This is a genomic window from Rhizobium leguminosarum bv. viciae USDA 2370 (assembly GCF_002008365.1).
Classification (GTDB): Bacteria; Pseudomonadota; Alphaproteobacteria; order Rhizobiales; family Rhizobiaceae; genus Rhizobium; species Rhizobium leguminosarum.
On sequence record NZ_MRDL01000036.1, the window covers coordinates 128,090 to 149,371 of the forward strand.

Consider the following 21,282-nt stretch of genomic DNA (forward strand, 5'->3'; position numbering starts at 1 on the left):
GGATGGTCTCTTTAGTTGGAAGCCGGGAGCTGTTCACGCACCGGCGTGATGTGGTCGCCGTCGCGGACGTAAGCGCCCGCCTTGGCCACGACCTCGTCGCCGGTCTTCAATCCATTGATGACCTCGACATAGGCGCCGTCCTGGATGCCGGTCTCGATCTTGGCGAATTTCACCACGCCGTCCTCGACTTTGCGGGCGGAGGAACCTTCGTTGCCGGTGAGTACCGCGGTCAGGGGAAGCGCTACGCCTTGCGTCTCGCGCACGATGATCTCGGCGCTGCCATACATGCCGGAACGCGCCTTGCTGTCATCGTCGATGGAGATATGGACGAGGCCAAGGCGGGTAACCGGATCGACAGTCGGCGAAACCAGGCGGACGGCGCCCGAAAGCTTGTCGCGGCTGCCGGAAAGCGAAATTGTTGCCTTTTGGCCGGCCATGATCCTGACAACATCGCTTTCGGCGACCTCAGCGACAAGCTCGATATCGCCATCGCGGATGATGGTGAACAGCGGATCGCCATTGCCAGCGGCAATGGCGCCGACCTTGGCGTTCTTTGCCGAGACCGTGCCGGCGACCGGCGTCTTCACATCGGTGCGCGCCAGCTTCAAATCTGCATCGGCGATCTGGCTGTCGAAGACCTTGAGATCCGCTTCGGAGACCTCGATCGCCTGTTCGGCGGAGACGACGCGGGCATTGGCTGCGGCGGCAGTCGCATCGGCCTGTTCGACCTGGGCGGTGGAAACGGTGCCCTTCTTGCCCATTTCCTGGGCGCGGGCCTGCTGCTGCCTTGCCTGTTCGGCATTGGCCTGCGCCTCGATGAGCTGGGCGCGCAGCTGGGCGAGGCTTGCCTCGCCCTTGGCCTTCGTCGCCATCATCTGGCTCTTTTCCAAGACCAGTGCGTCATCGTTGAGCGTCGCCAGCGTGCTTTCCGCCTGAACCTTGTCGCCGACATCGGCTTTCAGCGTGCGAATCGAGAGGCCTTCGACCTGCGGCTGGATATAGACTTCCTCGACGGGCTTGACCGTTCCTGTGCCGATGACACGGTCGACGAGGGTGCGGTTCACCGCCGTGGTGACGACGATCGCCGGCAGGTTCTGCTGCGGTTTTGCGACCGGCGCTTCCTGCGATAATGCGGTAGATGCAGCAAGTACCGCTGCAAAAAGAGTAAAGGCGCCTAGAATTCCAATCGGCTTGCGTGCCATGCGTCTTCGTCCAATCTTATGATAAGGTTGGCCGAACTCGAGCGTCTGCCACTCAGCGCGCGATCAGGCCACTGCCCTTCCTGCATTCTCAGAGGTATCCGCCGATCCTTTGCCGTCTTCATCCCTCGTCGGCAAATTCGGTTTGTAGGTGGTATCGATTTGCTCGATCTACAAGTCCGGCAGAAAACAATTCCCCATTAGGCGATAATAATTACCATTCTGACGTCAATCAATCACCGCAAGGTTATGTCAACATTACGAAGATTGATCGCGCCTCTATCTCTAAGACGTTTGACGCCCGATAAATGCGACAGTTGCAAGGGATTTTTTTCGGTTGCCGGCTGCTGATGATTTAGGTCGACCGGCCTCAAATCTGAATCACCATCCAAATCAAATAAATAGAGCACGATGTCGTCCGAAACCCGCGTACACTTTTCGGCATCATGCTCCAGAGCATGTCGCGCAAAAGTGTGCAGCGGTTTTGCGATATCGACATGCGTAAAAACAAAGACCTAAAGCGCAACAAGCGAAATTGAAAGATCGCGACGCGCTTTAGAAAAAGATAAAACGCGCGGGAAAACTCCCGCGCGTTTCGCTTAGCATCTTGCCGAAACTACTTGGAAGCGGCGTCGGTGATGTCGTGCGTCCAGGCGCCTGATGGCTCCTTGCTGATGATCTTCTGGTCGAGCAGCGCCTTTGCCGTGCGGGCATAGAGCGCCTCATCCAGCTTGCCGGAGCTGTCGCCGACCAGCTTGGCGACTTCACCCATCATGCGCTTCTGATGGTTGTCGTCCTGGCCGCCATTGTCCATGACGATCTCGGCGGCTTCGTCGGGATTCTCGGTGGCATATTTCCAGCCCTTCATCGAAGCGCGGACGAACTTGACCATCTTCTCCTTGAAGGCCGGGTCCTTCAGCTTGTCTTCCATGGCATAGAGGCCGTCTTCAAGAAGGTCGTTGCCCATTTCAGTGTAATTGAAGACCGTCAGTTCTTCCGGCTTGAAGCCGGCATCGATCGCCTGCCAGTATTCGTTATAGGTCATGACGGAGATGCAGTCGGCCTGCTTCTGGACGAGCGGCTGCACATCGAAGCTCTGCTTCAGCACGGTGACGCCGTTCGGACCGCCTTCTGTGGACAGGCCGAGCTTGTTCATCCAGGCGAAGAAGGGATACTCGTTGCCGAAGAACCAGACGCCGAGCGTGTGGCCCTTGAAGTCGGCTTCGGTCTTGATCGGGCCGTCCTTGCGGCAGACCATTTCCAGGCCAGCCTTCTGGTAGGGCTGGGCGATGTTGACGAGCGGAACGCCCTTTTCGCGGGCAACCAGGGCGCCGCCCATCCAGTCGACGATGACATCGGCGCCGCCGCCGGCGATCACCTGCTCGGGGGCGATATCGGGGCCGCCTGGCTTGATGTCGACGTCGAGGCCTTCCTCCTTATAGAAGCCCTTGTCCTTGGCGACGTAGTAACCGCCGAACTGGCTCTGCGTGACCCATTTCAGCTGCAGCACCACCTTGTCGGCGGCCATGGCATGGGCCGATGCAAGCGACATCGCGCTCGCCATCATTGCAACCATCAACTTTCTCATTTTCTTATCCTTACCCTCTGAAGTTATGCCCGGGATCCGTTTCTGGAGCCCGTGCGCGCCTAGCCACCACGGATAGACGGATGCCAGAACGTCACCGCCCGTTCGGTCAGGGCGATGATGCCATAGAAGATCGAGCCGGCCAGCGCCGCGACGGCGATTTCCGCCCAGACCATGTCGACATTCATGCGGCCGATCTCGGTGGAGATGCGGAAGCCCATGCCGACGATCGGCGTTCCGAAGAATTCCGCAACGATGGCACCAATCAGCGCCAGCGTCGAGTTGATCTTCAGTGCGTTGAAAATGAAGGGCATTGCCGCTGGAAGCCTGAGCTTCAGCAGCGTCTGCCAATAGCCTGAGGCATAGGTGCGCATCAGGTCGCGCTCCATGCTGCCGGAGGCGGCAAGGCCGGCGACGGTATTCACCAGCATCGGGAAGAAGGTCATGATGATGACGACGGCGGCCTTCGACGGCCAGTCGAAGCCGAACCACATGACCATGACAGGGGCGACGCCGATGATCGGCAGGGCCGAAACCATGTTGCCGATCGGCAGAAGGCCGCGGCGCAAGAAGGCGATGCGGTCGGCGAGCACCGCGACGACGAAGCCACTGAGGCAGCCGACGATATAACCGATCAGCACCGCCTTGAAGATCGTCTGCCTGACGTCCGCGCCGAGGATCGGCAGCGACGCCATGAACCGCGCGCCGATGGCGCTCGGTGGCGGCAGCAGGATGAAGGGAACGCCGGCGCCACGCGTGACCGCCTCCCAGAGAATGAGGATCCAGGCGCCGAAGATCGCCGGGATCAGCAACTGCAGTGTCGACTTGCCGAAAGTGGTGACGGGCTGCAGTTTCGACAGCTCGGTGACGCATCGCCAGGCAAGCAGCCAGCAGGCGAAGAGCAGTAGGAAGAAAGCCCGCGTCCCTGCGCCCTCGTTGCCGGAAAGAGCGGAAAGCAGCATCCAGGCGGCGCCATGCGCGCCGATAAACAGCACGGTGGCTCGATAGGCCGGCGGTTGCGGCGCTAGGGACAGCAGGGCAGCCGCGATGACGATGATGAAGATGAGGCTTGCCGTGCCGTCGGTGAGGGGTCGCGTCGCGCCCTCGGCCAGGAGCGGCAGGGCCGTCAGTGCCCCGATGCAGAGGAGGAGAGCAACCACGCCTTGCCAGGAGAAGGTCAGATGTCTCATGCCGGCCTCCCGCCCATGGCGCGGTCGACGATTTTCGCCGCAACGCCGACAATCGCAACCAGGATGCCGGCCAGCAGCGATCCGGCGACAAGTGCCGCCCAGATATCGATGGTCTGGCTGTAATAGGAGCCGGCGAGCAGCTTCGAGCCGATGCCGGCGACAGCACCCGTCGGCAACTCCCCGACGATGGCGCCGACGAGGCTGGCGGCGATCGCAACCTTCATCGAGGTGAAGAGGAAAGGGATCGACGCGGGAACGCGCAGCTTCCAGAAGGTCTGCATCGGGCTGGCATAGTAGGTGCGCATCAGGTCGAGATGCATGATCTCGGGCGAACGCAGACCCTTCACCATGCCGACGGCGACCGGAAAGAAGGAGAGGTAGGTGGAGATCAGCGCCTTCGAGACGAGGCGGGAGGCGTCGGAATCGAGATTGAGGAGATGTGCAACGGCATTGTCGCCGGTCAGCACGTTATAAGAGATGATGACGATCATCGGCGCGATGGCGAGGATCGGTATGGTCTGGCTCGCCACCAGCCAGGGCATCAGCGAGCGGTCCATGGCGCGGTTATGGACGATCAATACGGCGAGAAGGATGCCGAGCAGCATGCCGAAGCCGAATCCGAGCAGAGTGGAGGAGAGCGTTACCCAGCTGTGATAGACGAGGCTGCGGTTGCTCGAAAGGCTGCGCAGGAAGGTGTTCTCGTAGACGTTCTGCGCCACCTGGTGCGGCGCCGGCAGGATCGGCTTCGGCTGGGCGAGCGTCTTGCCGATGAATTCGAGGGTCGAAGGTGTGGCGCCGGCGCGGCCGTCCATGTCGCGCTGGAACGGCGCGTTCATGAGGATGGCGGCGACATACCAGATGACGACGAGCGCCAGCAGGATGGTGGTGACGGGGACGATCTTGTCCTTGAGGGTGTCGGCTTTCATGGGATTCGCTCCCATGTGGTGTTGAGCCTGCAGAGCCCGGAAATCAAACCCCTATTCCTCATGCGTGCCCCGTCCTCAGCCCTTCGCGGACGCGATGGGCAATCTCCAGGAACTCGGGAGTTTCGCGGATGTCGAGCGGGCGCTCGGCCGGCAGGGTCGAGTCGATGATATCGGTCACGCGGCCCGGGCGCGGAGACATCACCACGATCTTGGTCGAGAGATAGACCGCCTCGGGGATGGAATGAGTGACGAAGCAGATTGTCTTGTTGGTGCGGGTCCAGAGTTTCAGCAGCTCTTCGTTCAGATGGTCGCGCACGATCTCGTCCAGGGCGCCGAAGGGCTCGTCCATCAACAGCAGGTCGGCGTCGAAGGCGAGCGCACGGGCGATCGAGGCGCGCTGCTGCATGCCGCCGGAAAGCTGCCAGGGGAATTTCTTCTCGAAGCCCGAAAGACTGACGAGATCGAGCGCTTCGGCGACGCGCCTCGTCCGGTCGGCGCTGGAATAGCCCATGATCTCCAGCGGCAGGGCGATGTTGTTTTCGATGGTGCGCCAGGGATAGAGCGCCGGCGCCTGGAAGACATAGCCATAGGCACGGGCCTTGCGGGCTTCCTCCGGCGTCATGCCATTGATCGAAATCTCGCCCGAAGTGCTCTTTTCGAGATCGGCGATGACACGCAGGAAAGTGGTCTTGCCGCAGCCCGATGGACCGATGAAAGAAACGAAATCGCCCTTGCGGACGTCGAGATTGACATTGCTCAGTGCACGCACCGGGCCGTCATTCGCCTGGTAGGTGAGACAGAGATCCTTGGCGGATACGACGGAGGGTGCTTGCATCAATGCGACCAGTCTTGTTTTCCCCGCGGGAGCGCGGTTTGCATGTTATCATTACCGCCGGTTTTATCGACGACACACTCCATGGAGGATGAGGATGGACGCGACATCAAAGCCCACCTGCCACATCGTTCGCCCCAATCATGCCTATGACGGCAAGCAGGGGCTCAGCTATTTCGCAGGCATCGCCGCCGAGACGGTCGGCGCCAAGGGTATCTGCATGCACCTTCTGACGATCCCGCCGGGCGTGCGCGCCAAGGCGCATCTGCACGAGGCGCACGAGACGGCGATCTACATGCTCTCCGGCGAGGCCCATACCTGGTACGGAGACGAACTTGAGCATCACGTCATCGTCCATGCCGGCGAACTTTTCTATATCCCGGCCGGTGTGCCGCACCTGCCGGCGAACCTCAGCAGCACGCCGTGCACGGCGATCATCGCGCGCACCGATCCGAACGAGCAGGAAAGCGTCGTGCTTCTGCCGGAGTTGGACGCTTTGGTGCCGGCGTGAGGTCATTGGCATAGAGGAAGCGGTCTCCGATTGATGGCCGTATCGTCATGCGCCATCGTCATACGCCGCTTGCCGGAATGCCGCTGCGAGTCACCTTGCGCGGCGCGGTGATGTCCTTCCACTGGGAAAGCGCCTTGCTGACAGCCGTGACCGGTTCGCGCCTGACGAATTCGCCGTGGCCCTCGCGGGTCTTGATCGCGCCTTCCTCGATCGCCACGACGCCGCGTGTCAGCGTGTAGCGGGGCAGGCCGGTTACTTCCTTGCCTTCGAAGACGTTGTAGTCGATCGCCGACTGCTGGGCCTTGGACGAAATGGTCTTGGAACGTTGCGGGTCCCAGACGACGATGTCGGCATCGGCGCCGACAAGGATCGCGCCCTTCTTCGGATAGATGTTGAGAATCTTGGCGATGTTGGTCGAGGTGACGGCGACGAATTCGTTCATCGTCAGCCGGCCGGTGTTGACGCCATGCGTCCAGAGCATCGGCATGCGGTCTTCGAGGCCGCCGGTGCCGTTCGGGATCTTGGTGAAATCGCCGACGCCGAAGCGCTTCTGCGCCGTGGTGAAGGCGCAATGGTCGGTGGCGACCACCTGCAGCGAGCCGGAGGCAAGGCCTGCCCAAAGCGAGTCCTGATGCTGCTTGTTGCGGAAGGGTGGCGACATCACCCGGCGAGCCGCATGATCCCAGTCGGGATTGGAATATTCGCTCTCGTCGAGCGTCAGGTGCTGGATCAGCGGTTCGCCATAGACACGCATGCCTTTGGCGCGGGCGCGGCGGATCGCCTCGTGTGCCTGTTCGCAGGAGGTGTGGACGATATAGACCGGGCAACCGGCCATATCGGCGATCATGATGGCGCGGTTGGTGGCTTCGCCTTCCACCTCGGCCGGGCGGGAATAGGCATGCGCCTCGGGGCCGTTATTGCCCTCGGCGAGCAGCTTTGCCGACATCGAGGCGACGACGTCGCCGTTTTCGGCGTGCACCAGCGGCAGAGCGCCGAGTTCGGCGCAGCGCTGGAACGACGCGAACATCTCGTCATCGTCCACCATCAGCGCGCCCTTGTAGGCCATGAAGTGCTTGAAGGTGTTGATGCCCTTGTCGCGGACGATGGTCTCCATCTCCTTGAAGACCTGCTCGCTCCACCAGGTGACCGCCATGTGGAAGGAATAGTCGCAATTGGCGCGGGTCGATTTGTTGTCCCACATGGTCAGCGCCTCGAGCAGCGACTGGCCGGGGGCGGGCAGGGCGAAATCGACCACCATCGTCGTGCCGCCGGAAAGGGCGGCGCGCGTGCCGCTTTCGAAATCGTCGGAGGAATAGGTGCCCATGAAGGGCATTTCGAGATGCGTGTGCGGATCGATGCCGCCCGGCATGACGTAACAGCCGGTCGCATCCAGCGTCTCGTCGCCCGAGAGGTTCGGCCCGATCTCGATGATCTTGCCGCCGTCGATCTTGACGTCGGCTTTGTAGGTGAGGTCGGCAGTGACGATGGTGCCGTTTTTGATGACTGTGCTCATTCTCCGAACTCCCTGTGGCTGCGCGGTGCCTGCGCAAGCTGGTTATCCAATGACTGGCGGTAGCGGATGCAGCCGCGCATGAATTGAGGCCAATCGGGCACGATCTGACCACCAATCGGGGTATCAGGCAGGAGCGCCCACAAATCGGGATGATGCCAACAGAGTTCGTGTCCCGACGTATCCCGATGGATGCGGATCGTCTGGCGCATGACGCGTGCCGCCGACAACAGGTCGGTGTGGCTCATGCTGTCCAGATCTGCGTCCGGATCGGTTGTCACGTAACGATCTCCGCCGTCTCGACCACCGCATGGAACAACACATCGGCTCCGGCCGTCGCCCATTCCTTGGAGATTTCCTCCGCCTCGTTGTGCGAGAGCCCGCCGACGCAGGGGCACATGACCATCGTCGCAGGGGCCACCTTGGCGGCCCAGCAGGCGTCGTGGCCGGCGCCGGAGATGATGTTCATGTGGCTATAGCCGAGCCGCTCGGCGGCTTCGCGCACCGACGTGACCAGTTTCGGATCGAAGGTGATCGGCTCGAAGTGGCCGATCGCTTCGATGGAACAGCCGACACCGAGCGCATCGGTGATCTCAGGCGCCTTCGCCTCGATCTTTGCCCGCATGCGATCAAGCTTCTCCTTGTCAGGCGAGCGGATGTCGACGGTGAAGACCACTTTGCCGGGCAGCACGTTGCGCGAATTCGGCGAGAAGAATACCTGTCCGACGCCGCCGACGGCGCCTGGCTGTTCGCCCATCGCCACGTCCTGGACCATTTCCAGAATGCGGGCCATGGCGAGACCGGCATTGACGCGCAGGTTCATCGGTGTCGAACCGGTATGGGCTTCCTTGCCGGTCAGCGTGAATTCCAGCCACCAGAGGCCCTGGCAATGGGTGACGACGCCGATCTGCTTTTCCTCGGCTTCGAGAATAGGCCCCTGCTCGATGTGATATTCGAAATAGGCGTGCATCTTGCGGGCGCCCACTTCTTCATCGCCGACCCAGCCGATGCGCTTCAGTTCGTCGCCGAACAGATTGCCGTCGGGGTCCCTGCGGTTATAGGCAAAGTCAAGGCTGTGCACCCCGGCGAAAACGCCTGACGCCAGCATGGCAGGGGCAAAACGCGCGCCTTCCTCATTCGTCCAGTTGGTAACGACGATCGGATGTTTGGTCTTGATGCCGAGATCGTTCATGGTGCGGACGACTTCGAGGGCCGCAAGCACGCCGAGCACACCGTCATATTTGCCGCCGGTCGGCTGGGTGTCGAGATGCGAACCGACATAGACGGGCAGGGCATCGGGATCGGTGCCCGGGCGGGTGGCGAACATCGTGCCCATGCGGTCGATACCCATGGTCAAACCGGCATCGTCACACCATTTTTTGAAAAGGCTGCGGCCCTGCGCATCGGCATCCGTCAGCGTCTGGCGATTGTTGCCGCCAGCGATGCCGGGGCCGATCTTCGCCATGTCCATGAGACTGTCCCAGAGACGGTCGCCATTGACGCGCATGTTCTCGCCTGGTGCTGCCACCATTCTTTATGCCCTCACCTGTTTGCGGCAGTCATGCAAAGAGGCATGCCCGCCTGTTCCCGTGGTCCTTTCCTGCGCCCCCTTATTGGTTTTGTCGAGTGCCGGAAAATCGCCAGTTGCCTTTGTTTTGCATCTGACGGATAATTTGACCGATTGGTAAACATTACAACTTCCACCGCCGGGCTCAAGACGAAAATCACGAAAATTGCTGATAAAAATGCGGGCAGTTGCTCAAGGACGCGGCGAGGGTCGTCCCCAACCCAAATTTGAGCGAAGAAGTTGAATTTCAAGGGGAAACGACAGCCTGTGACCATACCGAGAGCAGCGAAAACCCTGAGGCGGACGCGAATCCAGGAGGAGAAGGAAGAGCAGATCCTGGAAGCGGCGCTCGACGTGTTTTCGGCAAGCGGCTTCCGCGGCTCGACCATCGACCAGATCGCCGAAGTGGCCGGCATGTCGAAACCCAACCTGCTCTATTACTTCCGCACCAAGGAAGCCATGCACCGGGCGCTGATCGACCGGGTGCTCTACACCTGGCTGGAGCCGTTACGGGCCTTCGACGCCGAGGGCAATCCCGAAGCGGAAATCCGTAGCTACATCCGTCGCAAGCTGGAAATGGCGCGCGACTTTCCGCGCGAAAGCCGGCTCTTCGCCAATGAGGTGCTGCAGGGCGCGCCGCATATCGAGGACGAGCTGAAGGGGCCGCTGAAGGAGTTGGTCGATGAGAAAGCCGAGGTCATCCGCGCCTGGGCGAAAGCCGGCAAGATCGTCAAATGCGATCCCTACCACCTGATCTTCTCCATCTGGTCGACGACGCAACATTACGCCGATTTCGACGTCCAGGTGCGTGCCGTGCTGGGGCAGGAACATTCCGGCGAAGGGCGTTTCGAGGATGCGGCGCGGTTTCTGGAACAGCTCTTCATCGGCGGGCTGCGACCGGATCCCCTTGGCGGCTGAGAGTTTTACTCTCTCCTCGGAAGCGGCACCCGGGCAAGAATATCCGTCACGCCTTCCATCGTATAAGGCTTCTGTAGCACAGGCGCGTCCGAGTGGCTGTTTGCCTGGGCGATGCCTTCCCCATACCCCGTGGCAAAAACGAAGGGCACGCCATCGGCTGCCAGCCGGTCGGCAATCCCGAAACTCGTCTCATCGCCAAGATTGACATCGAGAAGCGCCAGATCGAAGGACTGGCCGGCGAGAATTTCCATCGCCTCAGTGACACTTGGTGCCGTTGCTACGTCGGCGCCCAGGCGGCGCAGGATGTCTTCGCCATCCATGGCGATGATCAGATTATTTTCCACCAGTAGCACGTTCAGGCCGGAGAGCGGCTGATCGTCGGGAATCGTCTTGCGTCCGGTCGCTCCGACGGGAAGCGGATTTGACCGTTCGCTCGTCGGGCCGACGACATGTCGCGCCGGAATAGAGAAATCGGCCTCGAGCCCATCCTCGACGTAGCGGACCTCCGCCTTGCCGCCAAGGTCATAGGGGATCGAGCGGCGGATGATGGTCGAACCGAAGCCATGACGTTTGGGTTCGACGACGGGCGGGCCATCCTTTTCGCGCCAGCCAATGCGCAGATTACCCTCGTCGTCGCGATGCCAGCGGAGTTGGACCGTGCCGCTGCCGGTACCGGAAAGGCTGCCATATTTGGCGCTGTTGGTCATCAGCTCATGGAAGACAAGGGCGGCGGTGGAAAAAGCCTGCGGTTCCAGCAGCACGTCCTCGCCGCCCATCTGAATGCGTTGCGCATTTTTCCCCAGATAGGCGGCGGTCTCTGCCAGCAGCGATTGCCGGAGCGAAGCGGGCGCCCAATGATCGCGGGTGATCTGGTCATGGGCGCGGGCGAGCGACTGGATGCGGCCCTCGAGCTGGCGAATGTAATCGCCAAGGCTGACCGACGTTGCCTGCGACTGCCGAATGATGCCGGTGATGAGGCTCAATATGTTGCGGACGCGGTGGTTCAGCTCGGCGATCAGCAATTCCTGACGCTCGTTTGCCGTCTGGCGCGCCATGCTGACCTCGTCGGTGAGGCGCAACACCACCTCGATCAATGTGACGCGGATGGTTTCGGCGACACGGCGCTCTGCTTCCGTGAAGGGGAGGGAGCGGCCACGCACCAGTTCCGACCAGGCCTCGAAACTCTTGCGCGGTGTCAGCCGCGGGCCATTGGGCCCGTATTCCACCGGCTTGTGCGGGTCGCCGCCCCAGCGAACGGTGCGCACCAATTCCTGACGGAAAAGCACGACATAATCGCGCGGCGATCGTGAGATCGGGATGGCGAGCATGCCTGCCACCGCATCGTCGACCTCAAGATCCGGATAGGTTTCCGCGAGCCTGTCCACGGCGTAGATGCGGCCGGCGGCGTTGCGGTTGAGGTGTCGGACGAGGGCTGCGAAACTTCTCTCATCCGGCCCGATGCCGGCAAGTGCCAGCCGGCCGTTGATCCAGACGCCGATCCCGTCGGCAGGAATGGCGTCGGCGAGCGCCTCGATCAGCCAAGCCGGATCGTCGAGCAGGCTGGCATTGTCTGCGACGGAGGTGAGAAGCCGGTCGGCGATGCGGCGCGCCTTGGTCTCGTAATCGAGAGCCAGTCGCCGTTCGCGGCTTTCAAGGCGCGAGGCAAACATCTGGCCGAAGAGTTCGGCGGTGGAGCGGCTTTGGGCCGAAGGCAGACGTGGACCGTAGTGATGGCAGGCAAATAGCCCCCAAAGCTTCCCGTCGACGACGATCGATATGGAAAGCGAGGCGCCAACGCCCATATTTTTCAGATATTCGATATGGATCGGCGAGACTGAACGCAAGACCGACATGGAGAGGTCGAGCGGCTGGCCGTGCTCGTCGAGCGGCGGCAGGATCGGGACCGGGACGGCGTCGACATCGGCAATGATGCGGAACAGGTTGCGCAGATAAAGCGCGCGCGCCTGAACCGGAATGTCGGAAGCCGGATAGTGCAGCCCGAGGAACGATCCGATGCCGGCCCGGGCGGCTTCCGCCACCACTTCGCCGGAACCGCTTTCGTCGAAACGGTAGACCATGACCCGATCGAAGCCGGTGAGCGCCCGCGCCTGTCTTGCGCCTTCGCGGAAGAAAGCTTCCAGTGTTTCCGTGTGATCGAGGCGGGACATCATGCTGCGCATGGAGAGCGACGCAGCGTCGTGCCGGTCTTCCTGGCAGCGCTCGCCTTCGATGATGACCTGACCTTCGTTCAGATGCACGGCAAGGTCGAAACTGTTTTGATCGGGCGTCAGAGCAATGCCGAAAATACGCTCGACGACGTCGGAACCGCGCAGCGTGGTAAGTTTGTTGCGGATTGCGTGGAGTGCTTCGGGGCTGATCAGAGAGATAACGGGACGGCCGAGCGCATTGGCCTCTGTCACTCCGAGAAACTCCGCCAGATTTGCGGAGGCGCGGATGACAATCCAGTCTGAGGATACCGCCAAGAGAAAGCCGAAGGGCTGGACCGAGCCGAGCTGGTGGATCGGCTCACGGTCGCAATTGGTGAGATCGACGGGTTCGTGCGTGCCGCTCATGGGACGGCTTCCAGTTCGACTTGCCCCGCTTTGAGGAAGAGATCGAAGACATCGCGGGCTGCGGCGACAGCAGCACCGGGATCGTCCACCTTGCTCGCGTCAAGACGATCCATGAAAAGCCGCATGGCGCCCTTCGGCCCTTGCGGGCTCAAGTAGCTGCTGGGCAAGTGGTCAGGCACGGCCTTGGCGAGCAGCGCGCCGCCGAGCTTGGAGCCCTCAAGGACATAGGCGGCACCCCAGACTGCCGCTTCGCAGCGCAATGCCGGTCGCGGAAGCGGTACGGGCAATCGATCATCGAGTTCCCTTATATCGGCGGCCAGCAGATGCGCGCGTCTTCGTTCCGGCCAGTCCGGCAGCAGGCTGTTGATTCCGGCTTCCTCAAGCGCATGTTCGACTGATGGTACGACCCGGGCATGCGCGCGCAGGAACGCTTTGTAATCCTGGGTGCGTGAGAGGTTGAAACTGCCGAAGAGGGTGTCGACCGCGGCGTGGCAATCTGCAGTTTGTGCGCGGAGGGCGCTGCGAAGTGACATGCTGACGTTTTTCCGAGTGATATGGCCGCCGCCCAAAAGGGACGACGAACTAGCGGATATACTGCGGCATCGCGTTATTTCCAGAGAAACGCCTAGGAATAACATGGGTTTCTCGCCGCTCGCAGACGCGTGGCGAGCGCTTCAGCCCATCATTGCCGGCAGCCCCGCGGCGAGCGTATCAATCGCGAGCCGCACCTTCGGCAGCATCACCGGGGAGCGCAGCCAAACGGCATGGGCATCGAAGACATTGGCCGGTTCATGCTTCAACACCTGAATGAGCCGGCCCGCCAGCACCTCCTCACGGACCAGCCAGCAGGGCAGCCAGGCAAGACCGCGCCCGGCGACGGCCGCATCGGAAATCGAAGCGAGGTCGTCGAGCCGCAGTCGCGCCTTTGGCGCCAGCCGCCGCCCGGGATCGGCTGCAGTCGGAAAGATCCAACCCTTGTCATCGTCGCCCCGCCTGTAGACGATGCCTTCATGCTGGGGAATATCGAAGACTGTCTGCGGTGCGCCATGTTTTTCCAGATAGGCGGGCGATGCGCAGACGGTCATGCGCTGGCGGGCGATCGCCCGGGCCATCAGATCCGGATTGTCCTTCAGCGGTCCGTTGCGGATCACAAGATCGAAGCCGTCCTCGAGCAGGTCGACGATGCGGTCGTTGAAGGAAAGGTCGAGTTCGAGGTTCGGATGTTCATCGAGCAGGCGTGCGAGAATCGGCGAGATGCAATGGCGGCCGAAGAGCACGGGCATCGAGATGCGCAATCGGCCGCGCACATCGCGCCGGCCGGATTCCAACATGGCTTCGCCCAGGCGGATTTCCTCGACCGCCCGCAGGCAGCGCTCGTAGAAGAAGCGGCCTTCCTCGGTCAGGCTCTGCATGCGCGTCGTACGGTTGAAAAGCCGCACGCCGAGACGCTGTTCCAGCCGCGCGATGGTCTTGCCGACCGCCGAACGCGTGAGATGAAGCCGCTCGGCAGCGGCCGAAAAGCCACCTGCCTCGACGGCTTCGACAAAGATCGAGATACCCTTCAACTGTTCCATTTGTTTCCTTCTTGGAACCATTCTGGAGAATTAATATCGCAACTGGTGCGAAATATTCAACGATATGGTTTCGGCTCCCTGCAATGGACAAGGAGCAAGACAATGCAGACAACACGGCAATGGCAGATCGACACGATCGGACCGGAGCGCCAGGTGACGATCGGCGAGCGGAGGCTCGAGCCGATTTCGGGAAACAAAGTTCTGGTCCGGACGGAAGCCGTCTCGCTCAATTTCCGCGACCGGCTGGTGCTGGAGAGCGGCATGGGGTTGCCGCTGCAATTTCCCTTCGTCCCGGCTTCCGATATGGCGGGGGTCGTCGAGGCGGTCGGACCCGAAGTCAGCCGTTTCAAGCCGGGCGATCGGGTCATTTCGACGTTTTCGCCCGACTGGATCGACGGACGCGGGTTGGGCGATGCGCGCACGCCACCCTACAAGACACGCGGCGGCTTCTATCCTGGCGTGCTCTCGCAATATACTGTGCTGTCGGAGGAATGGTATTCACGCGCGCCTGAGACGCTCGATGCGGCGCAGGCAAGCACCTTGCCCTGCGCCGGGCTGACTGCCTGGTTCTCACTGATCGAACGCGGCGGTCTGAAGGCCGGCGACAAGGTGCTGGTGCACGGCACCGGCGGCGTGGCGCTCTTCGGTCTGCAGATCGCCAAGGCGCACGGCGCGGTGGTCTTCATCACATCAGGCAGCGCCGAGAAGCTCGGGCGCGCCGCTGCGCTGGGCGCAGATCACGTGATCAACCGCCATGAGGGCGACTGGGTTGAGCAACTCTATCAGTTGACCGGCGGCTATGGCGCCGATCACGTGCTTGAGATCGTCGGCGGCCCGCATCTCGACCAGGCGCTGAAGGCGGTGGCGATCAATGGCCGTATTTCCGTTATCGGCGTGCTCGAGGGGTTCGAGGTTTCCGGCCCGGCCGGCCCGCTGCTGCTCAAGGCGCCTGTTGTCCAGGGCATTTCTGTCGGCCATCGCCGTGCGCTCGAAGACCTGGTGCGGGCAATCGACCAGACCGGGCTGAAGCCCGTGATCGACAAGCGCTATGCCTTCGACGAATTCCCTGAGGCGCTCGATCATCTCTATCGCGGGCCTTTCGGCAAGGTGGTCGTCGAGTTCTGACGGTAGCGATTTGCCCTTCTGCCTGCTGCATAAAATTATGCAGCAATTCAAAGTGCTACAGCGCCGCGCGTCTGAAAAGACACGCGGCGCTGTAGGCGGAGAAGGGAGGCTGATCAGGCGGCAGCGGGGACGCCCTCTTCGAAGGCGAAGCCTTCATCGGCCCAGCCGGTCATGCCGCCGATCATCAGTTTCACCGACAGGCCGAGGCGGGAGAGGCGAAGTGCGGCTTTATCCGCGCCGTTGCAATGCGGGCCGGCGCAATAGACGACGAAAAGCGTGTCGGAGGGCCAGGCCGACATGCGGTGCGCAGTCATCTTGCCATGCGGCAGGTTGAGGGCGCCGGGAACGTGGGACTGTGCAAAGAGCGTCGGCGAGCGCGCGTCGAGCAGAACGAAATCGACCTTGCCCGACGCAAAGGCGGCGTGAACATCGGAGCAATCAGTCTTGAAGGCAAGCTTGGCTCCAAAATGGGCGGCGGCGATTTCAGCGGCGGCGGCGGGGATTTCTGCGACAGGGCTTGGCATTGCGATTTCCTCTTGGGTTCGAATTGCCGCCTGGTATCGCCGATGCTAAAGCTTTGCGAAATTGGCCATCATGACTGACAGCGTAAAGATCATGCCAAACTCATCGCCACAGCAGACGAAAGGACCGCTGGTCGCAGCGCTTGCCTATGACGGGCTCTGCACCTTCGAATTCGGCATCGCCTACGAGGTCTTCGGCCTGCCGCGCCCGGAGATGGGTGAGGATTGGTATCGCTTCTCCGTCTGCGCCATCGAGCCGGGGCCGCTTCGCGCTGCGGGAGGACTGACGGTCGCGGTCGACAAGGGCCTGGAGGTGCTCGATGAGGCGGACCTGATCGTCGTGCCCGGCTGGCGGGCAATCGATGCGCCGGTACCGGCACCACTCGGCGCAGCGCTCAGGGCAGCGCATCAGCGTGGCGCGCGCATCATGTCGCTCTGCTCGGGCGTTGCGGTTCTTGCCGGATCGGGGCTGCTTGCCAACCGCAGGGCGACGACACATTGGCGCTATGTCGCCTCGATCGCCGCACGTTATCCCGACATCAGGCTTGATGCCGACGTTCTCTACATGGATGAAGGCAGCCTGCTGACGGCGGCGGGGAGTGCCGCCGGCATTGATCTTTGCCTGCATGTGGTGCGCGGCGATTTCGGTTCGGAGGCTGCAAACAGCGTGGCAAGACGGCTCGTCGTGCCGCCGCACCGCGAAGGCGGACAGGCGCAGTTCATTCACGCGCCGGTTCCCGAGGAGCGCGAGGGCATCCGCTTGGGGCCGCTGATCGAATGGATGCGCGAAAGCCTGTCCGAGGACCAGCCGATCAGCCTGCTTGCGAAAAGAGCCGGCATGAGCATGCGCACCTTCCAGCGGCGCTTCGAAGCGACAACGGGTGTCAGCGTCGGCGAATGGTTGCTCACGGAGCGGCTGCGGCATGCCCGCGATCTGCTGGAGAGGGAGCTTGCCGTTTCGCTCGACGATATCGCCGCCGCCAGCGGCTTTGGAACACTGGCGACGATGCGCCATCATTTCCGCAGGCGTCTGGGGACGAGTCCCAATGCCTATCGGAAGTCATTCGGCGGGTAGACTGGCCTGACGCTTTCGAACGTTGCCGGCAAGATTGCAACGCCGCGGATCGATCTTTTCCGCGGCGGTGCAGATCCTTACTCCGCCGCCTGGCGCGCCATCGGGTTGTTCGGGTGCGTCGTCCAGTTGGCGTAGTTGGGGTCGACGACGCGGCCGGTGCGCTTGTCGAGAGTGCCGGCGGGAAGCTGCTCCATGGTGATGCAGTTCTCGACCGGACAGACGCTGACGCAGAGATTGCAGCCGACGCACTCCTCGTCCATCACCTCGAAATGACGCGCGCCATCGACGAAGTTGGTGATCGCCTGGTGCGAGGTATCCTCGCAGGCGATGTAGCAGCGGCCGCATTTGATGCAGGCGTCCTGGTCGATCTTCGCCTTGGCGATGTAGTTGAGGTTCAGATACTGCCAGTCGGTGACGTTGGGGACGGCGCGCCCGGTAATGTCGTCGAGGCTGCGATGGCCTTTTTCGTCCATCCAGTCGGAGAGGCCAGTGATCATCTCCTGGACGATCTTGAAGCCGTAGGTCATCGCCGCCGTGCAGACCTGAACGTTGCCGGCCCCGAGTACGAGGAATTCGGCCGCGTCCCGCCAGGTGGTGATGCCGCCGATGCCCGAGATCGGCAGGCCGTAGGTTTCGGGATCACGGGCGATCTCGGCCACCATGTTGAGCGCGATCGGCTTTACCGCCGGGCCGCAATAACCACCATGGCTGCCCTTGCCGCCGACCGTCGGGTTGGGGGCGAAGTTGTCGAGATCGACGGAGACGATCGAATTGATCGTGTTGATCAGCGACACGGCATCGGTGCCGCCGGCCTTGGCGGCGCGGGCGGGACGGCGGACATCGGTGATGTTGGGAGTCAGCTTGGTGATGACGGGCATGCGGGTGTACTGCTTGCACCAGCGCACGACCATCTCGATATATTCCGGCACCTGGCCGACCGCCGACCCCATGCCGCGCTCCGACATGCCGTGCGGACAGCCGAAATTGAGCTCGATGCCGTCGGCGCCGGTCTCTTCGACCAAGGGTAGGATCGCCTTCCAGGCCTGCTCCTCGCAGGGTACCATGATCGAGGCGATCAGTGCCCGGTCCGGCCAGTTCATCTTCACCTGCTTCATTTCGCGCAGGTTGGTGTAGAGGTCGCGGTCGGTGATGAGCTCGATATTGTTCAGACCGAGCAGGCGGCGGTCGGCGCCCCAGATCGCGCCGTAGCGCGGGCCGTTGACGTTGACGACGGGCGGGCCTTCCTCGCCCAGCGTCTTCCAGACCACGCCGCCCCAGCCGGCCTTGAAGGCGCGCTCGACATTGTAGGCCTTGTCGGTCGGCGGCGCAGACGCCAGCCAGAACGGGTTCGGGGATTTAATACCGACGAAATTATTGCGGAGATCAGCCATTGTTCATTCTCCCCTTCAAGCAACCGCGACAGCCGGAGCGGCTGCTGCGGACAGGGCACGATGGATGGATTCAGCCGCGTCGCGACCGTGGGCGACGGCGGAAACCGTGAGATCTTCACCGCCGAAGACGCAGTCGCCGCCCGCCCAGACGCGGTCGAGCGAGGTATGGCCGTCGCCATCGACGGCGATGCGGCCGGATTCCATGCGCAACGAACCGAGTCCAGAGGCGTCAAAGGTCTGACCGATCGCCTTGAAGATCTGGTCGGCGGCAATGACACCGGTTTCGCCGGTGCCGACCAGGCGGCCTTCGAGAATCCTCGTATATTCCACCTCGATGGCGGCGACTTTGCCGTCCTGTGACAGGATCGATTTCGGCGCCAGCCAGTGGCGGATGATGACACCCTTAGAGCTAGCCAGATCCTGCTCGAATTCGGAGGCGTTCATGTGTTCCTTGCCACGGCGGTAACAGATCGTCACCTCCTCGGCGCCGAGCAGCTTTGCCTGCACGGCGGCGTCGATCGCCGTCATGCCGCCGCCAAGGACGACGACGCGGCGGCCGACGGCGATTTCGCTCTTGTTTTCGGCCTGACGGAGAGCCGCGATGAAATCGACGGCGTCGTCGACGCCTGCGAGGTTCTCGCCCTCGATGCGCAGCGCGTTGACGCCGGCAAGGCCGATACCGAGGAAGACGCCATCATATTGCGCTTCCAGATCGGAAAGCGAGAAATCGCGGCCGAGACGCTGCCCATGCCGGACCTCGATGCCGCCGATCGAGAGGACGTAATCGACTTCCTTCTGGGCGAAGTCGTCGACGGTCTTGTAAGTGGCGATGCCGTATTCGTTGAGGCCGCCGGATTTTTCCCTGGCATCATAGATAGTGACGGAATGGCCCTTGACGGCCAGGCGATGGGCGGCGGCAAGGCCGGCTGGGCCTGCGCCGACAACGGCGATCGTCTTTCCGGTCGGTTCGGCCCGGGCATAGAACTGCTTGCCGGCCTGCATGGCGGCATCGGTCGCATAACGCTGCAGGCGACCGATCTCGACGGGCCGCTCCTCGGCCGTGTTGCGCACACAGGCCTGTTCGCAGAGTTCTTCGGTGGGACAGACGCGGGCGCACATGCCGCCGAGGATGTTCTGGTCGAAGATCGTCTTTGCCGAGCCGATCGGATTGCCGGTCGAAATTTGGCGGATGAACAGCGGAATGTCGATCGAGGTGGGACAGGCCGTCATGCACGGCGCGTCATAACAGAAATAACAGCGGTCGGCGGCGACCAGCGCCTCGTGATTGTCGAGGCGCGGATGAAGATCGGAAAAATTAGCCTCATACTCGGCGGGCGAAAGCCGGCCGGCATGAATCCCAGTTTCCAGTCGTTCCATTGAAGTTCCCTCATTATTGGTAAACGGCCTGTGAGGGAAAGCGTAACTCAGGTTTAAAAATTTATCAAACGGTAAAATTTTGACGATTTTCTCTCGCTGTCACGCCAGTAATCCGCTGTTTTTGCTAGAAGAATTTATTCGGCCTGCATCGGTAAAACGGCTGAACGCGCGACGAGGGAAGGGCATCCGAAAAAAGATTCAAAAAAGTCGAATTTTTTTCGGATGGCAGGGAACCAAAGTTTGATGTCGTCGTTATTGCGATATCCGGATGGTGATCGCATCGACCCAACATGCGCGCCCCCAACCCACTATCCGGACGTACTCACGGTCCCCTCCCGGTGAGTGAAGACAGCCGGTGCGCCGCCCTCGCACCGGCTGTTTTTCGTTCTCGATTGTCTCCAGGGCTTTCACACTCGCTTGAAGATCTCGAATTCGGTTTCCGGAATGGTCAGACGATATTCAATGCGGCCGGGAACGAGGTTCAACTCCGCTTTGCCATTGACCGACGATGGCACGACACGCTCCAGCACGGTGCGGCCGAAGCTGTTGTCGCTGAATTCGTGGACTTCCGACTGATCGTGCAGAACTTCCGCCCAGGCGACTTCGATTGCCTTCCTGTCGTTGATCATGGCTTCGCGGCAATTCAGCGTGATGGAGGCGGCGCCGCCTGATATCGCGCCAAAGGAGGCGGAGTTGACGATGAGTTCGTGGAGGGCGAGCCCGAGATGCACGGCAGCATTCGGTGTCAGGTGAGCGTTGATGCCATAGATCGGCATGGAGCCGGCCGTCTCCGGCCAATAGGGGGCGAACTGCTTTTCGGCGAGTTCGAAGAGGTAGGCGCCGCGCCAGCTGGAATCCGTGATCAGGTCCTGCGAGTTGGAAAGTGATTGCAGCCGTCCGCGGAACTTGAGGAGGAAGCTGTCGAGAGAGAGCGTGTTGCGCGCCGTCTGCGTGGCAATGCCCTGGATGATGGCGAGAAGGTTTTTCGAGCGGTGCGAGAGTTCGCGCAGCAGCGATTTCAGAACTTTTTCGCGATGCCGGCTTTCGGTGACTTCAGTCATGACGGACAGAAGTCCATGTACGCCGCGTTCGCCGGTGCGCTGGATCTTCAGTTCATACGTGCGCCTTTCGCCGTCGACGTCGATCTCAACTTCGGCATTGTTGGGGATGCCGGTTTCCAGCACCTTGTGTTTCAGCGCGGTCAGATATCGCCCATGGGCGTCGCCGAAAAGGGCGGCGTCGCTGCCGCCGGGCATAAAGAGCGCTGCGAAATGCGGCGGCAGATTTTCGGCGTAAAAGATCGACAGCCGGGCGTCCTGGCAGAGGATCGAAATCCCGGCGCTGCCGAGCGCGCGTTCCATCATTGCGGCTTTGCCCTCGAAGGTGAAAGGCATGCCGGACAATGGTT

At 61.8% G+C, this 21,282-nt stretch carries 19 protein-coding genes; 4 read left to right on the forward strand and 15 right to left on the reverse strand.

From position 1 onward, the window contains the following. Window positions 1–11: 11 nt before the first annotated feature. The 5 genes from BS629_RS15625 to BS629_RS15645 form a co-directional block, all read right to left on the reverse strand. The gene (locus BS629_RS15625) at window positions 12–1,202 is read right to left on the reverse strand and encodes an efflux RND transporter periplasmic adaptor subunit (protein ID WP_018243278.1); all 1,191 of its coding nucleotides are present in this window, start codon (window positions 1,200–1,202) and stop codon (window positions 12–14) included. 613 nt (window positions 1,203–1,815) lie between these two features. Further along, on the reverse strand, window positions 1,816–2,787 hold the full coding sequence (locus BS629_RS15630; protein ID WP_018243277.1) for an ABC transporter substrate-binding protein: 972 nt from the start codon (window positions 2,785–2,787) through the stop codon (window positions 1,816–1,818). Between the two features lie 59 nt (window positions 2,788–2,846). Then, entirely contained in the window at window positions 2,847–3,974 is a 1,128-nt protein-coding gene (locus BS629_RS15635) for an ABC transporter permease (protein ID WP_018243276.1), read from the reverse strand. Continuing rightward, on the reverse strand, window positions 3,971–4,900 hold the full coding sequence (locus BS629_RS15640; protein ID WP_018243275.1) for an ABC transporter permease: 930 nt from the start codon (window positions 4,898–4,900) through the stop codon (window positions 3,971–3,973). Before BS629_RS15640 ends, BS629_RS15635 begins: the two co-directional genes overlap by 4 nt. Window positions 4,901–4,958: 58 nt before the next feature. Next, window positions 4,959–5,735 carry an ABC transporter ATP-binding protein gene (locus BS629_RS15645; protein ID WP_018446866.1) on the reverse strand — a complete coding sequence of 259 codons (777 nt, stop codon included), beginning with the start codon at window positions 5,733–5,735 and terminating at the stop codon, window positions 4,959–4,961. A 94-nt stretch (window positions 5,736–5,829) separates the two neighbouring features. Here BS629_RS15645 and BS629_RS15650 point away from each other — a divergent pair, with 94 nt between their 5' ends. Continuing rightward, window positions 5,830–6,243: a cupin domain-containing protein gene (locus BS629_RS15650; RefSeq protein WP_018243273.1), complete on the forward strand. Its 414-nt coding sequence runs from the start codon at window positions 5,830–5,832 to the stop codon at window positions 6,241–6,243. A 58-nt stretch (window positions 6,244–6,301) separates the two neighbouring features. Here the strand turns inward: BS629_RS15650 and hydA are convergent, their stop codons facing one another. The 3 genes from hydA to BS629_RS15665 are packed head-to-tail and all read right to left on the reverse strand — an operon-like array spanning window position 6,302 to window position 9,284. Continuing rightward, the gene (hydA, locus tag BS629_RS15655; protein WP_018243272.1) at window positions 6,302–7,756 is read right to left on the reverse strand and encodes a dihydropyrimidinase; all 1,455 of its coding nucleotides are present in this window, start codon (window positions 7,754–7,756) and stop codon (window positions 6,302–6,304) included. After that, window positions 7,753–8,034, reverse strand: coding sequence for a hypothetical protein (locus BS629_RS15660; protein WP_018243271.1), 282 nt, complete (start codon window positions 8,032–8,034; stop codon window positions 7,753–7,755). Before BS629_RS15660 ends, hydA begins: the two co-directional genes overlap by 4 nt. Next, window positions 8,031–9,284 carry a Zn-dependent hydrolase gene (locus BS629_RS15665; RefSeq protein ID WP_018243270.1) on the reverse strand — a complete coding sequence of 418 codons (1,254 nt, stop codon included), beginning with the start codon at window positions 9,282–9,284 and terminating at the stop codon, window positions 8,031–8,033. Before BS629_RS15665 ends, BS629_RS15660 begins: the two co-directional genes overlap by 4 nt. A 276-nt stretch (window positions 9,285–9,560) precedes the next feature. Between BS629_RS15665 and BS629_RS15670 the strand changes: the two genes are divergently transcribed. Further along, window positions 9,561–10,238, forward strand: coding sequence for a TetR family transcriptional regulator C-terminal domain-containing protein (locus tag BS629_RS15670; protein ID WP_018243269.1), 678 nt, complete (start codon window positions 9,561–9,563; stop codon window positions 10,236–10,238). Between the two features lie 5 nt (window positions 10,239–10,243). On the opposite strand, the gene BS629_RS15675 is transcribed toward BS629_RS15670, so the two are convergent. From BS629_RS15675 to BS629_RS15685, 3 genes are all read right to left on the reverse strand, one after another. Beyond that, window positions 10,244–12,811: an HWE histidine kinase domain-containing protein gene (locus BS629_RS15675; RefSeq protein ID WP_077988302.1), complete on the reverse strand. Its 2,568-nt coding sequence runs from the start codon at window positions 12,809–12,811 to the stop codon at window positions 10,244–10,246. After that, window positions 12,808–13,344 carry a biliverdin-producing heme oxygenase gene (locus BS629_RS15680; RefSeq protein ID WP_026188502.1) on the reverse strand — a complete coding sequence of 179 codons (537 nt, stop codon included), beginning with the start codon at window positions 13,342–13,344 and terminating at the stop codon, window positions 12,808–12,810. The genes BS629_RS15675 and BS629_RS15680 overlap by 4 nt, the downstream gene beginning before the upstream one ends. A 141-nt stretch (window positions 13,345–13,485) precedes the next feature. Beyond that, window positions 13,486–14,385 (reverse strand): LysR family transcriptional regulator, encoded by a 900-nt coding sequence (locus BS629_RS15685; protein ID WP_018243266.1) that lies wholly within the window; start codon window positions 14,383–14,385, stop codon window positions 13,486–13,488. A 102-nt stretch (window positions 14,386–14,487) separates the two neighbouring features. On the opposite strand from BS629_RS15685, the gene BS629_RS15690 reads away from it, so the two are divergent. Continuing rightward, window positions 14,488–15,510, forward strand: coding sequence for a zinc-dependent alcohol dehydrogenase family protein (locus BS629_RS15690; RefSeq protein ID WP_077988303.1), 1,023 nt, complete (start codon window positions 14,488–14,490; stop codon window positions 15,508–15,510). A gap of 113 nt (window positions 15,511–15,623) precedes the next feature. Here the strand turns inward: BS629_RS15690 and BS629_RS15695 are convergent, their stop codons facing one another. Next, window positions 15,624–16,034 carry a rhodanese-like domain-containing protein gene (locus BS629_RS15695; protein WP_077988304.1) on the reverse strand — a complete coding sequence of 137 codons (411 nt, stop codon included), beginning with the start codon at window positions 16,032–16,034 and terminating at the stop codon, window positions 15,624–15,626. Window positions 16,035–16,104: 70 nt separating this feature from the next. Between BS629_RS15695 and ftrA the strand changes: the two genes are divergently transcribed. Beyond that, complete coding sequence (gene ftrA / locus BS629_RS15700) at window positions 16,105–17,106, forward strand: transcriptional regulator FtrA (RefSeq protein WP_018243263.1); 1,002 nt, start codon at window positions 16,105–16,107, stop codon at window positions 17,104–17,106. A 77-nt stretch (window positions 17,107–17,183) separates the two neighbouring features. Here ftrA and preA read toward each other — a convergent pair whose 3' ends face one another. From preA to BS629_RS15715, 3 genes are all read right to left on the reverse strand, one after another. Then, on the reverse strand, window positions 17,184–18,497 hold the full coding sequence (gene preA, locus BS629_RS15705; RefSeq protein WP_018243262.1) for an NAD-dependent dihydropyrimidine dehydrogenase subunit PreA: 1,314 nt from the start codon (window positions 18,495–18,497) through the stop codon (window positions 17,184–17,186). Between the two features lie 15 nt (window positions 18,498–18,512). Further along, window positions 18,513–19,874, reverse strand: coding sequence for an NAD(P)-dependent oxidoreductase (locus tag BS629_RS15710; RefSeq protein WP_018243261.1), 1,362 nt, complete (start codon window positions 19,872–19,874; stop codon window positions 18,513–18,515). 407 nt (window positions 19,875–20,281) lie between these two features. Beyond that, the gene (locus BS629_RS15715) at window positions 20,282–21,277 is read right to left on the reverse strand and encodes a sensor histidine kinase (protein ID WP_018243260.1); all 996 of its coding nucleotides are present in this window, start codon (window positions 21,275–21,277) and stop codon (window positions 20,282–20,284) included. Between the last annotated feature and the right edge of the window lie 5 nt (window positions 21,278–21,282).